This is a genomic window from Bradyrhizobium sp. HKCCYLRH1034 (assembly GCF_051168375.1).
GTDB lineage: Bacteria > Pseudomonadota > Alphaproteobacteria > Rhizobiales > Xanthobacteraceae > Bradyrhizobium.
On record NZ_JBNPUW010000007.1, the window covers coordinates 334,221 to 347,705 of the forward strand.

Annotated in this window: 12 protein-coding genes; 9 read left to right on the forward strand and 3 right to left on the reverse strand. The window is 67.5% G+C overall.

Features of this window, described 5'->3' with window-relative positions; all coding sequences use genetic code 11:
* The first annotated feature begins 416 nt into the window (after positions 1–416).
* From ACQR0W_RS19250 to ACQR0W_RS19260, 3 genes are all read left to right on the forward strand, one after another.
* Entirely contained in the window at positions 417–1,553 is a 1,137-nt protein-coding gene (locus ACQR0W_RS19250) for an alpha-hydroxy acid oxidase (RefSeq protein WP_315750921.1), read from the forward strand.
* 45 nt (positions 1,554–1,598) lie between these two features.
* On the forward strand, positions 1,599–2,228 hold the full coding sequence (locus ACQR0W_RS19255) for an HAD family hydrolase (protein WP_315750920.1): 630 nt from the start codon (positions 1,599–1,601) through the stop codon (positions 2,226–2,228).
* 458 nt (positions 2,229–2,686) lie between these two features.
* Positions 2,687–3,055: a hypothetical protein gene (locus ACQR0W_RS19260; protein ID WP_434840721.1), complete on the forward strand. Its 369-nt coding sequence runs from the start codon at positions 2,687–2,689 to the stop codon at positions 3,053–3,055.
* Positions 3,056–3,081: 26 nt separating this feature from the next.
* Here ACQR0W_RS19260 and ACQR0W_RS19265 read toward each other — a convergent pair whose 3' ends face one another.
* Complete coding sequence (locus ACQR0W_RS19265) at positions 3,082–3,345, reverse strand: alpha/beta hydrolase (RefSeq protein ID WP_316170133.1); 264 nt, start codon at positions 3,343–3,345, stop codon at positions 3,082–3,084.
* Between ACQR0W_RS19265 and ACQR0W_RS19270 the strand changes: the two genes are divergently transcribed.
* The 4 genes from ACQR0W_RS19270 to ACQR0W_RS19285 all read left to right on the forward strand — a co-directional run bounded on the left by ACQR0W_RS19270 (position 3,344) and on the right by ACQR0W_RS19285 (position 7,007).
* Positions 3,344–4,045, forward strand: coding sequence for an alpha/beta fold hydrolase (locus ACQR0W_RS19270; RefSeq protein ID WP_434840720.1), 702 nt, complete (start codon positions 3,344–3,346; stop codon positions 4,043–4,045). The two genes, ACQR0W_RS19265 and ACQR0W_RS19270, sit on opposite strands and share 2 nt — an antisense overlap.
* A gap of 131 nt (positions 4,046–4,176) precedes the next feature.
* Positions 4,177–5,388, forward strand: a complete 1,212-nt coding sequence (locus ACQR0W_RS19275) for a molybdopterin molybdotransferase MoeA (RefSeq protein ID WP_315750916.1) — start codon at positions 4,177–4,179, stop codon at positions 5,386–5,388.
* Positions 5,389–5,593: 205 nt separating this feature from the next.
* Positions 5,594–6,292: a transcriptional repressor LexA gene (gene lexA / locus ACQR0W_RS19280; protein ID WP_172109545.1), complete on the forward strand. Its 699-nt coding sequence runs from the start codon at positions 5,594–5,596 to the stop codon at positions 6,290–6,292.
* Positions 6,293–6,566: 274 nt separating this feature from the next.
* Complete coding sequence (locus ACQR0W_RS19285; RefSeq protein WP_315711618.1) at positions 6,567–7,007, forward strand: hypothetical protein; 441 nt, start codon at positions 6,567–6,569, stop codon at positions 7,005–7,007.
* Between the two features lie 393 nt (positions 7,008–7,400).
* Here ACQR0W_RS19285 and ACQR0W_RS19290 read toward each other — a convergent pair whose 3' ends face one another.
* A complete protein-coding gene (locus tag ACQR0W_RS19290; RefSeq protein ID WP_434840719.1) occupies positions 7,401–9,692 on the reverse strand; it encodes a ComEC/Rec2 family competence protein in 2,292 nt (763 codons plus the stop codon).
* Positions 9,693–9,834: 142 nt separating this feature from the next.
* On the opposite strand from ACQR0W_RS19290, the gene ACQR0W_RS19295 reads away from it, so the two are divergent.
* A complete protein-coding gene (locus ACQR0W_RS19295; RefSeq protein ID WP_315711615.1) occupies positions 9,835–10,047 on the forward strand; it encodes a hypothetical protein in 213 nt (70 codons plus the stop codon).
* Positions 10,048–10,077: 30 nt separating this feature from the next.
* Here ACQR0W_RS19295 and ACQR0W_RS19300 read toward each other — a convergent pair whose 3' ends face one another.
* Positions 10,078–11,766 (reverse strand): glutamine--tRNA ligase/YqeY domain fusion protein, encoded by a 1,689-nt coding sequence (locus ACQR0W_RS19300; protein ID WP_315750914.1) that lies wholly within the window; start codon positions 11,764–11,766, stop codon positions 10,078–10,080.
* Positions 11,767–11,902: 136 nt separating this feature from the next.
* Here ACQR0W_RS19300 and gltX point away from each other — a divergent pair, with 136 nt between their 5' ends.
* A complete protein-coding gene (gltX, locus tag ACQR0W_RS19305; protein WP_315750913.1) occupies positions 11,903–13,327 on the forward strand; it encodes a glutamate--tRNA ligase in 1,425 nt (474 codons plus the stop codon).
* Positions 13,328–13,485 lie beyond the last annotated feature (158 nt).

Consider the following 13,485-nt stretch of genomic DNA (forward strand, 5'->3'; position numbering starts at 1 on the left):
TGCTTCCCGAGCGTTTGTTGGATGGCCGGCCGATCAAATGGTCCGCACGCATCGCCGGCGCGATTTGTGTTGCGAACACACACCACATTTCCGGTTTCTTCAAGGCCGATATTGCGCCGCCGTACCGGGGCCCGACCGCCGGCGCTCGCATCCGAAATGGACGTTCACAGGCTGAAATCAAGCTCAAGGCTGCGCCGGCGCCGGGCCCGGCTGAACATACCCCGGCTTTCACGGACACCCATGATCACAATTCGACGAGCCGTGTACCACGCCGCGATTTGATGGCCTGGGCCTGCGGGGCGCCGCTCCCCGCGCGCGCCCGGGAAGCTCGAGTTCGGAATGGCTTGCTCCCGGCCCGCTCGATGGGCAATGCTCCGCAGCAAAACCGCAAGCATGACAGTCGCTGGGAGGCAAACATGAACCAACGGACCCCGATCGAAGCCGGGTGGCGGAACGTCGAACTCGGCTCGAGCGACGAGAAGTTCCAGAACCTGCACGAGCTCATCCGCAAGGCGCGCGCCCAGCTCAACCAGAACGCCTGGGACTACATCATCGGCGGGGCCGAAACCGAGACCACGCTGCGTCGGAACCGGATGGCGCTCGACGAGATCGCGTTCCGTCCGCGCGTGCTGCGCGACGTGTCCAGGGTCGATGCCTCGGTCGAAACTTTCGGACGCAAGCTGCGCCTGCCGGTGGTCATGGCCCCGGTCGGTGCGCTCGAAATCTTCGATCCGGCAGGGGCGGCCAGCGTGGCCCGTGGGGCGGGCCGATTCGGAGCCGCGCACATGCTGAGCTCGGTGTCGGAACCCGGGCTGGAGAAGACCGCCGAGGCCGCGCCCGACGCGCTGCGAATCTTCCAGCTCTATGTCCGCGGCGACGACGCCTTCGTCGAGGACTATGTGAGCCGGGCGGTCGCCAACAGCTACACCGCGTTCTGCCTGACCGTCGACACCGCCCATTACAGCCGGCGTGAGCGCGACATCGCCAAGCGATACGTCCGCGAAAGCCGGCTGCGCGCAACCGGCGGCGACCACCAGAAGGCGCTGAGCTGGCACACCGTCAAGCTGATCAAGGACAAGTTCAAGCTGCCGCTGATCATCAAGGGCATCGCGACCGCCGAGGACGCGCAGATTGCGGTCGATCACGGCGTCGACTGGATCTACGTCTCCAACCATGGCGGCCGCCAGCTCGACCATGGCCGCGGAGCCATGCATGTGCTGCCGGAGATCGTCGCCGCCGTGAAGAGCCGCGCAAAGATCATGGTCGACGGCGGCTTCTGCCGCGGCACCGACATCGTCAAGGCGATCGCCTCCGGCGCCGACCTCGTCGGCATCGGCCGGCTGCAATGCTGGGCGCTCGCCGCGGCCGGCGAGGACGGCATCCTGCGCATGCTCGAGCTGCTGGAGGACGAGGTCATCCGCGCGCTCGGCCTGCTCGGCGTCACCTCGTTCGCGGAGCTGAACGCGTCCTATCTGCATCCGGCGGCCGCCACCAACCTGCCGAGCGTGGTCAGCGCGTTTCCGCTGGTCGACATCGAGCCCTACCGGTATTGAGGAGGCGCCGCTTCCGTCCCACGCAAGGCATCGTCGACCCGCCCCATGCCCGCCTCCGCTCTCCGCCCCGGCGCCGCCGACGCGCTGCTGTTCGACCTCGGCCGCGTCGTCATCGACATCGATTTCGTCCAGGTTGTCTCGCGCTGGGCAGCGCATGCCGGCTGTCCGCCGGAGCGCATCGCCGCGCGCTTCGTGCGCGACGAGATCTATCACGGGCACGAGCGCGGCACCGTCTCCGATGCCGCGTTCTTCGCCAACCTGCGCCGGCAGCTCGGCATCGACATCACCGACGCGCAGTTTCTCGAGGGCTGGAACGCGATCTTCGTCGGCCCGATGCCGGGCATCGCCCCGCTGCTCGCACGCGCGGCTTCGAGACTGCCGCTCTATGCCTTCTCCAACACCAACCAGCCGCACATCGATCACTTCTCGCCGCGCTATGCCGACCTGCTTGGTCACTTTCGCGAGATCTTCCTGTCGTCGTCGATCGGCCTGCGAAAGCCGGATGCCGAGGCGTATGATCACGTGGTGCGGGCGATCGGCGCGCCGGCCGAGCGGATCGTTTTCTTCGACGATCTCGCTGAAAACATCGACGGCGCGCGAACGAGCGGGCTGCAGGCGGTGCTGGTGCGCTCGACGGCCGACATCGCCGCGGCGCTGGAGGCGCTCGGGATCTGATCGCGTCGCGCAAGGGTGCGTCATGGCCGGCGGCGTGACGTTCTGAAAGGCTGCGCTCGCAATGACGGTGCCCACTCGTGCAAAATTGTTCTCGCGACACGATGTGCCCGAGCTTTGCTGCTCTCATTTCACCCTCCTCCAATCGGAGGGCGCAGGGAATGCCGGGCTGCAGGCCGCAACCCATGGCCCGCCTGCAGAAAAAAAGCAGGCGGCAGTCACCACAGGTCCAGCCGACATCCGGCATTCCCTGCGCGATGGTCTTCACGCTTATACGCGATCTCCCCGGTGCCCGGCTTGTTGGCCACCGTCGCCGACGGGATCATCAGCACCCTTCGGCTTGGCATCAGCTTCGGGATGCCAGGACCACGCGACTTCACGTCCGCGCCATGCCGTTCGTCCGCGCGCCATCAGGGCACGCTGCGACACGTCGCGGCCACCGCATCCCGCGCTCCACGTCCGTGACGATCGCGAAGCGCCCCTCCTGTCGAGCACGGGACCAAATCAGCATAGCAGCTTTTTCCGAAAAAGCGAATCCTAAATGCGACCGCCGGCAACGGCGCCATCCGGCCCGTCTCCCGCCACATCCGCTGGCCGCAGACGAGCCGGCGCCTAAGCGCATCGGCATCGGCGGCGAGATCGTCAAGATCGCGCCGTGCTCGATGACCATCGTCGGCACGCTCGCCGAGTGGTCGCAATGGACCGGCGTGACCTTCGATCGCTCGGGTGAGATCGAGGTCCCCGGTGCTCTCGTGCCCGTGCTCGCGTCGGTCGAGCACGACCATGCCGCCTATGTCGAGCCGAATGTCTGGATTCGGCATCCGCTCTGACGCGGTGCAGGTCGTCCGCGCGACGATCAACGCGCCGGCACGACGCGCTCGTTGAGAAATCCGATCACCACGTCGAACGCCTGCCGTCGATTCCGCTCCATCAGGATCATGTGCGTGCCCTGCCCGATCTCGACCAGGCGCTTGTATGGCGCGCTCACGAGGCGAACGAACAGGTCGTGCGCCATCCCGAAGCGGACATCCACATCCCATTCCGCCGCGAGCACGAGCACCGGGCAGTCGATCGTGCTGGGATCGTAGATCGGCTGGTCCACGGTCCAATGCTCGTCCATGTGGCGCGCGCAGATCGAGGGCGTCGCGGCAGCGCATATGACGATCGCCTATGACCGGCGCGGATTTGGTGAGACGGTCGCCTATGAGGAAGCTCATTCTCCGGTCGAGGACCTGCTCGCCGTCGTCGACGCGCTCGCGCCGGCGCGGCCGGCGACGCTGATTGCCTGCTCGCAAGGAGGCCGCATCGCGCTCGACTTCGCGCTTCGCCATCCGTCACGTATGGCATCGCTGGTGCTGATCGCACCTTCGATCAGCGGCGCGCCGGAGCCGGTCTATCCACCGGAGATCAAGGCGCTAACGGCGTCGTTGGCCGCTGCCGAGGCCGCACAGGATTGGGATCGGGTCAGCGCTATCAAGGCGCATCTGTGGGTCGACGGTCCCTTGCAGCGCGAGGGACGCATCTCCGGCGAGCCGCGCGAGACGTTCCTGAAGAAGAACGCCGCCGCACTCCGCGCGCCGCCAACCGGCGCGACTCTCGATGTGGCACCAGCCTTCCCACGCCTCGCGGAGATCGTCGCGCCATCGCTCGTCATCCGGGGGACTTGGACTTTCCTCACATCCAGCAGCGAAGCAGGCTGCTCGCCGCAACAATGCCGAACGGGGTCAGGACATGAGCTGGCCGGAACGGCGCACCTGCCGAGCCTGGAACGTCCGCAGGAGGTCATGCGGTTGATTGCGGACTTTCTCGCGCGATCGTGAGGCAGCGGCCCGGAAACGGCCCACAGCAGACGGTCAGAACGCAGGGAGCGGCCTAGGCCCTTGGCCGCGCCGTGCGCGTTCGGTTAGAAGGCGATTCATTCGATCTGCCGTCTCCGTCCGAAGGAAATCCCATGGCCCTGATGCCGGTGTCTGATGCGTTGTCCGCCGTGCTCGCCGGCGCCGAACCGCTGGCCGAGGAGCAGGTCGGGCTGGACGAAGCGTTTCACCGCATCCTGGCGCGGGACATCGCGGCGCTGCGGACGCAGCCGCCCGAGGCGATGTCGGCGATGGACGGCTATGCCGTGCGCGCGGCGGACGCCGCCCAGGCCAAGGCGCGGCTGAAGATCATCGGCGAGGTTGCGGCGGGGCGGCCGTTCGATCGCGTGGTTGGACCCGGCGAGGCGGCGCGGATCTTCACCGGTGGCGTTGTTCCGGAGGGCGCGGACGCGGTGGTGATCCAGGAGGACACGATCGCCGAAGATGGCCACGTCGTGATCACCGAGGCCGCGATCAAGGGCCGGCATATCCGGCCGGCGGGCGTCGACTTTCACCAGGGCATGGTGCTGCTGAAGTCCGGGCGCCGGCTCAGCGACCGCGACCTGTCGCTGGCGGCCAGCATGAATCATCCGGCGCTGCCGGTGCGGCGCCGGCCGAAGGTGGCGCTGCTCGCCACCGGCGACGAGCTGGTGATGCCGGGCTCGACGCCCGGCCCGGGCCAGATCGTCTATTCCAACGGCTACGCCTTGCGGGCGCTGGTGCGCAACGAGGGCGGGACCCCGATCGATCTCGGCATCGCCGCGGATACGATGGAGGCGACGATCGCCGGCATCCGCCGGGCCCGAGAGGCCAAGGCCGACATCTTGATCACGACCGGCGGCGCCTCGGTCGGCGATCACGACCTGGTCAAGCAGGCGCTCGAAGCCGAGGGCGTCGAGATGGCGTTCTGGAAGATCGCGATGCGGCCGGGCAAGCCGATGATGCACGGACGGCTCGGCGACATCAGGGTGATCGGACTGCCCGGCAATCCGGTGTCGTCCTATGTCTGCGCCCTCCTGTTCCTGGTGCCGCTGATTCGGCGGCTGCTCGGCCGCGACGAGGCCGTGATGCCGCGCGAGGCCGCCCTGCTCGGCCGCGAGCTCGGGCCGAACGATTCGCGCGAGGACTATCTGCGGGCGCAGCTCGAAGAGCGCGCCGACGGCACGCTGGTTGCGACCCCGGTGAGCCAGCAGGATTCGTCGCTGCTTGGGAATCTCGCACTCTCGCAGGCGGTGGTGATCCGGCCGGCGTTTGCGCCGAAGGCGCCTGCCGGCAGCCCGTGCGAGATCCTGCGCCTGCCGAATTGAGCCGCTTCCCCGGTAAAGCCCGGTCTGTTCATCATATTTTTAGGATTGCGGAACACACATCGAACATATAGTGTCCGTTCATGATTTGTTTTTAGTATGTTGCGGGCGACGCGATGACGGTCCGACTCCAGGGCGCTCTCAGCCGGTTTGTGCGCGAGGCGCAGCTCTTGGACTCGGACGACAACAAACCGGGGACCAGGTCGAGATGCTGACGCGCAAACAGTACGAACTTCTGCGGTTCATCAACGAGCGGCTCAAGGAAGCCGGCGTGCCGCCGTCCTTCGACGAGATGAAGGATGCGCTCGATCTGCGCTCGAAGTCCGGCATTCATCGCCTGATCACGGCGCTCGAGGAGCGCGGCTTCATCCGCCGGCTGCCCAACCGCGCCCGCGCGATCGAGGTGATCAAGCTGCCCGAGCTGTCACAGGCCGCCAACAACCGCCGCGGCTTCACCCCATCGGTGATCGAGGGCAATCTCGGCAAGGTGCGCACCAGCACTCCCGCGCTGGACGATGGCGAGCGCCCCGTCGCAGTGCCGGTGATGGGCCGCATCGCCGCCGGTACCCCGATCGAGGCGCTGCAGACCCGCAGCCACACCATCAGCGTGCCTGCCGACATGCTCGGTAACGGCGATCACTACGCGCTCGAGGTACGCGGCGACTCCATGGTCGATGCCGGCATCCTCGACGGCGACATGGCGCTGATACAGCGCAACGAGACCGCCGACACCGGCGACATCGTGGTGGCGCTGATCGACGATGAGGAAGCGACGCTGAAGCGCTTCCGCCGCCGCGGCGCATCGATCGCGCTGGAGCCGGCCAACACCGCCTACGAGGTACGCATCCTGCCGCCGAACCGGGTGAAGATCCAAGGCAAGCTGGTCGGGCTGTACCGCAAGTACTGATCGCGAATGGGATCGGTCGATGGGCGGCGGGCGCACGCGCTTTCGCCGCCGATCGGAGGCTGCCCAGCAAAATACGTCACGCGCGAATGCACCTCATGATGTGCAGCGCGGCATGCTCAAACGCTTGTGATCGGCCGCGGGCACACGCGATGCAGATCAGCGCAGAATTGCCGCGAAGCGCGCGCTAACATCACCATCGATGTCCACTCTGATAGAGGCCTGCGCCTGTCCGGGGGGAGCGTGGGTCGGCTATCTCTCAACGAGGAGCGATCCGATGTGTGACTACAGCCTCCATGCGGTTGCGTCCCGTCCCGCCAAGGTCGGCGAGACGTTGATCTCGATGACCTTCCGTGGCACCGCCACCCGCGGCTTCGCGCTGGAGAGCGAGCCGACCGTCGCAGTTTGCATGCTGCCCGGCACCGAGTTGGCCTTCGCCGAGGACGTCCGCTACGACAGCCGCTGGCTCTGGACCCGGACGATCCGCGAGCGCGTCGCAAAGTTCAACAGCATCGAGACTCACATTCCCGATCGCCATCACGACGCGATCGAATTCGCCGATGGCCGCCACGTGCTGGTGACCCAGCTCTGCGAGGGCCAGCGCGTCACCGTGCTGCAATTGCCGGTCAGCAAGCAGCCGGCGGAGCGACGCCCGGACATCGCCGAGGACGTGCCGCCTTCGCAGGCCACACCGATTCGCCGCATCAGCATCACCTGAGGGGTCTCCGCATCGGCATTTCTCTCGGTCGTGAGCGAGCTTTCGACCGTGGGAGATTTGGGTTCTGCAAGCGCAAAGTCCTCTCAGGCGAACCTCACGCCCCGGCATCGCATCGAATAGGAACGACATCCCTCGGCCGGCATGATGTGCCGGGGGAGCCTGCCGCCGTGGTCAACAAGATCGATTGGAACAAGGCCGCCGGGATCACCGAGCCCGGCTGCAATATGCTTGTGTTCGGATGGCTGACAGTCACGGCTGACGACATCGCCATCTGGCAACGCTATCCGCGCGCTGCGTTCACGCTGGCCGAAAGCCCCTCGCTGTTCGATGGACTTGGCAACATGGACCTGGCGACACCGAGTATCATCTCGGCACGTTCGAGCTGCCCGGCACTCAGTCTTCCTCGCCCTGCTCCGTCTCCGGCGGCGTCGCGTCCTGAGGCCGCACGGCCGGCGCGCGCGGCGTCAGCGTCGTGTCGAACTCGCCGGCCTCGGCGGGCGCCGGCCACCATGGGCGGTCGGTGCCGCCGGCGCGCGCCGGCGTGACGGCGAAGCTCCTGCCCCGCTGCACCAGCATCAAGGCGCCCTGCTGCCGCAGCCGCCCGCGATCGATGACGGCCGCCGCGCAGGATGACGGCGCGGCGCGCGCGGTGACGATGAGCGCGACGCGGGCGCAATCATCGGCGAGCGCCTCGGCGCGCAGGGTCAGGGCGGCGAATCGGCCGTCGGCCATTGCGACCACGCAGCCCGCCTCGTCGCAGGAGACGCCATCGGTGAGCGATGAATCCGCCGGCAGCCGGGCATCGGCGTCGGCCGCGAGCCACTCCTTGGTGGCGAACACGTCCTTGCCGATGCGCATCGCATGCAGACGCCCGTCACGGCCGCGCACCGCCACCGCGCGCCCATCGCCGGCGATCAGCACGTCGGGCAGCGGCGTCGCGGCGGCCCACACGGTGGCCACCACGAGCCCCACGGCGCCCGACCAGCGCAGCGGTGTGCGCAGCAGGCCGATCAGGATGACACCGAGGCTGGCCAGGATCAGTGGACCGATGCCGAAGGCCGGGATGCGCCCGACCGCGCCGGGCAGCGCCGCCACCCAGCGCGTCACCGCGATCATCCAGTCGATGCCGAGGCCCATCAGCGTCCACCAGGGACCGTCGAGCCCGAACGGCGCCGCCACGAGGCCCATCAGGCCGGCCGGCATCACCAGCGCCGAGACGACCGGCATCGCTGCGAGATTGGCGAGCACGCCATAGGGCGTGACGCGATGGAAATGGAAGGCGGCATAGGGCGTGGTGGCGAGCCCCGCGATCAGCGAGGCCAGCAACAGCATCGCAAGCTCGCGGCCGCCCCACAGCGCGATGCGCTGGGTGGCCGAGCTGTCCGGCGTCGCGAACAGTCTGGGCAGGCCGAACTGCACCAGCGCGACCAGGCCGAGCGTTGCCGCGAACGACATCTGGAAGCTCGGATGCACGAGCGCTTCCGGGGCCGCCACCAGCACGATCATCGCCGCGACCGCGAGCGTGCGGAAGGTGACGGCGCGGCGGTCGACCATGACCGCGATCAGCACGACGGCCGTCATGAAGAACGACCTTTGGGTCGCGACCTCCGCGCCTGAGAGCAACAGATAGAACGCCGCCGCGACCAGCGCCGCGGCCGCCGCCCATTTCTTGATCGGATGGCTGATGGTGAGGCCGGGGATCAGCGCCAGCAGCGCGCGCACGGCGAAGAATACGACGCCGGCGACGACCGCCATGTGATAGCCGGAGATCGACAGCACATGGCCGAGACCGGAGACGAACATCGCGTCGTTGACATCGGGCGTGATGGCGTCGCGCCGGCCGGTCAGCAGCGCGGTGGCGATGGCGCGCTCGTCGCCCGACAGGCGGCCGCGGATGCGTGCGTCGATCGCATCGCGCAGACCCTGCATGGCCGCCGCATAGCCCAGGCCGAAGCCGGCGGCCTGCGGCGGCGTCGCCGTCGTGATCGCGCCCATCACGAAGCCGGAGGCGCCGATGCCCTGGAAGAACATGTCGCGCGCGAAGTCGTAGGATCCCGGCCGCACCGGGGCCATCGGCGGCAGCAGCCGCGCCTTGAGCTGCACGAAGCTGCCGACCTCGGGCGCCGCGCCCTTGCGCACCGCGAGCCTGACACGCGCGATGGTGACGGCGTTGCGCGGGCTCTCCATCGACGTCACCCGCAGCACGATGCGGTCGCTGCGCTCGCGGATGTCGCGCGCCTCGACGAAGCCGGACAGCGCCACCGAATACAACGGCCGCGCCAGCACCGGATGCGCGACGCGCGCGGTCTTGACGGTCGCCGCGGCGAAGCCGCACGCCGCCGCCGCGATCATCACGGCAACCGGAAACAGCCGATGCCGCCGCATCATGATGGCGACGATGCCGAGCAGCGCCGCGGTGGTGGCGGCAATCCAGAGCACGGGCTCGTGATCGGCGGCGAAGTACAGCGCGATGCCGGCCCCGAACGCCACCGGCACCCAGGGTAGCAGCCGGCCCGCCCCGGCCTCCTCGGCCGCCCAGCTCTTCAGGCGGGCGGCGAACACCGACGACGCACCGGCCCCGATCGCGGGCCAGCCGCCGGCCAGCGCGCCGCGCGGCGGCCAGACATCGGCCATCACGCCCGCGATCCCGCGACGCCCTCCCGGCGGCCTGACCGGCTCCGCCATTGCCCCCACACCACCCGTTACCCGACGGGCGGAAAGGCTACCGGAAGCTGCGCGAGCGCGCCTAGCAGAACGGAACGGGAATCCTGGAAATCTGCACGGCCGCTGCGGGGGAACTTTTTGCGCCGCACGTGCTTTTCAGGGGATGGACGCCCACGACCCTGAAGACCCCTTCGCCGACCTCGCGCTCGAGAAGGCGATCCACCTGCGCTGGACTCTCCGGGACATCAAGGCCCACCGGCTGACGCTGTCCCCTGTCGCCGACGAAGATCTTTCGCTGCTCACCGAGCGCGGCCTCGTCGAACTCACCGACGGCGTGCCGACGCTGACCGAGGCCGGGCAGGACGCGATCAGCTGAGCCACACGCGTCCCGCGGTCTCCGCTTGCCTCACCCCTTCGCGACTTCCTTGGCGAAGGTGTCGCGCAGGCCGATGGTGCGGTTGAACACGAGCTTGTCGGGTGTCGAATCCGGATCGCGCACGAAGTAGCCCTGGCGCTCGAACTGCATCGGCGCGTCGGAATTGCTCTCGGCGATCGCCGGCTCGATGCGCGCGTCGGTCAGGACCTCGAGCGAGTTGGGATTGAGATCGGCGGTGAAGTCGGCCGCATTGGGGCTCGGATTGGCGAACAGCTGGTTGTAGAGGCGGATCTCGGCGGTCAGCGACTGTGCAGCGGGCAGCCAGTGCATCGTCGCCTTGACCTTGCGGCCATCAGGCGCGTTGCCGCCCTTGGTCGCCGGATCATAGGTACAGCGCAGCTCGACGATCTCGCCGGCGTCGTTCTTGATGACGTCGCGGCACTTGATGAAATAGGCGTAGCGCAGCCGCACCTCGTTGCCCGGCGACAGGCGGAAGAACTTCTTCGGCGGATTCTCCATGAAGTCGTCCTGCTCGATATAGAGCTCGCGGCCGAACGCGATCCTGCGCGTGCCGGCTGCGGGATCGTCGGGATGGTTGATCGCCTCGAGCTCCTCGACCTGGCCTTCCGGATAGTTCTCGATCACCACCTTCAGCGGCCGCAGCACCGCCATCCGGCGCAGCGCCGTGCGGTTCAGCTCCTCACGAATGCAGAATTCGAGCATGCCGACGTCGACGATGCTGTTCGCCTTGGCGATGCCGATGCGCTTGATGAACTCGCGCACCGCCGCCGGCGGCACGCCGCGCCGCTTCAGGCCGGCGATGGTCGGCATGCGGGGATCGTTCCAGCCGGAGACATGGCCGTCCTGCACCAGCCGCGTCAGCACGCGCTTGGATAGCAGAGTATAGGTGAGATTGAGGCGCGCGAACTCGTACTGGTGCGGATGCGACGGCACCGGCAGCTTGTCCAGGAACCAGTCGTAGAGGGGCCGGTGATCCTCGAACTCGAGCGTGCAGATCGAGTGCGTCACGCCCTCGATCGCGTCGGACTGCCCGTGCGCGTAGTCATAGCTCGGATAGATCTTCCAGGCGTCGCCGGTGCGCGGGTGGTGGGCGTGCAGGATCCGGTACAGCACGGGGTCGCGCAGGTTGATGTTGCCGGCGGCCATGTCGATCTTGGCGCGCAGCACGCGCGCGCCGTTCGGGAATTCGCCGGCCTTCATGCGCCGGAACAGGTCGAGATTCTCCTCGACCGAACGGTCGCGGAACGGGCTGTTCCTGCCGGGCTCGGTCAGCGTGCCGCGCGACAGCCGAATGTCTTCCTGAGACTGGTCGTCGACATAGGCCAAGCCGGCCTTGATCAGGCCCTCGGCCCAGTCGTAGAGGCGTTCGAAGTAATCCGAGGCGAAGAACAGGTTGTCGCCCCAGTCATAGCCGAGCCAGCGCACGTCAGCCTGGATGGAATCGATATATTCCTGCTCTTCCTTGGTCGGATTGGTGTCGTCGAAGCGCAGATTGCAGCGGCCGCCGAACTCCTGGGCAATGCCGAAGTTGAGGCCGATCGACTTGGCATGGCCGATATGCAGGTAGCCGTTCGGCTCCGGCGGGAACCGGGTGACGACCGTCTTGTGCCTGCCGCTGTCGAGATCGGCCTGGACGATGTCGCGGATGAAGTCGCGCCCTGCCTCTGCCGTCGCCGCCGTGTCTGTCGTCGTGGTCATCAAGAATATCCTGCTCCGGAATTTGGCAGCCTATCTGCCAAATCCGCTTCCCCCAAGGAAGGCTTTAGTTATGCGATAGGCCTGCTATACACCCCCCGCCCTCTTGAGCCCCTGCCTGGATTTCGTGCTGCCGCCCATGACCACCCCGATCGTCACGCGCTTTGCCCCCTCCCCGACCGGCTTTCTCCACATCGGAGGCGCCCGGACGGCCCTGTTCAACTGGCTGTATGCGCGCGGCCGCGGCGGCAAGATGCTGCTCAGGATCGAGGACACCGACCGCGAGCGCTCGACCAGTGCGGCGATCGACGCCATCCTCGACGGCCTGAAATGGCTCGAGCTCGATTGGGACGGCGAGGTCATCTACCAATATAGCCGCGCCGCGCGCCATCGCGAGGTCGCCGAGCAACTGCTCGCCAGCGGCATGGCGTATCGCTGCTATGCCACCGCCGAGGAGCTGGCCGCGATGCGCGAGAAGGCACGCGCGGAAGGCCGCACCCGGCTCTACGACGGCATGTGGCGCGACCGCGATCCCAAGGAGGCGCCCGAAGGCGTCAAGCCGACGATCCGGCTGCGCGCGCCGCTGACCGGCGAGACCGTGATCGAGGATCAGGTTCAGGGCCGCGTGGTCTGGCAGAACGAGAACCTCGACGACCTCGTGCTGCTGCGAGGCGATGGCAATCCGACCTACATGCTGGCGGTCGTCGTCGACGACCACGACATGGGCGTCACCCACGTCATCCGCGGCGACGACCATCTGATCAACGCCGCGCGCCAGAAGCAGATCTACGATGCGCTCGGCTGGACGGTGCCGTCGATGTCGCACATCCCGCTGATTCACGGGCCCGACGGCTCGAAGCTGTCGAAGCGCCACGGTGCGCTCGGCGTCGACGCCTACCGTGCGATGGGATATCTGCCGTCGGCACTGCGCAATTACCTGGTGCGGCTCGGCTGGAGCCATGGCGACCAGGAGATCTTCTCCACCGAGGAGATGATCAAGGCGTTCGACCTGCCGGCGATCGGCCGCTCGGCGGCGCGGTTCGACTTCGCCAAGCTGGAAAATCTCAACGGCCACTACATCCGCCACAGCGACGATGCGGCGCTGGTGCGCCAGTTCGAGGACGTGCTGAATTACGTGCCGAACGGCGCGGCTCTCAAGGCCAAGCTCAACGACGCCACGCGCGCGCAGCTCACTTTGGCGATGCCGAGCCTGAAGGAGCGCGCCAAGACGCTCTTGGAGCTGATCGACGGCGCCGCCTTCATCTTTGCCGACCGGCCACTTCCGGTCGACGCCAAGGCCGCCGCCCTGCTGACGCCGGACAGCCGCGCCTTGATCGGCCGGCTGCGTGACGCGCTGGCCGCTGTCGAGTCCTGGAGCGGACCGGCCACGGAAGCCGCGCTGCGTGCGTTTGCTGAAGCCAACAATCTCAAGCTGGGCGCGGTGGCGCAGCCGCTGCGCGCGGCGCTCACCGGCCGAACCACCTCACCCGGTATTTTCGACGTTCTGGCGATCCTGGGGCGTGATGAATCCTTGGGCCGTCTGGAGGACCAGACCACCTCATAAGGTCTCATGGCCCCCCATCTTGCAGCGCACAGGGCAATACGATACGCATTTGCGCGGCACCCACTGGTTTTCCCGGCTCGAACATCCTTCACACGTTGCGGCGGGCTCGTTGACGGATGTTAGGGCCGAAGGACACTAGTAAGTATAAGATTCCAGTA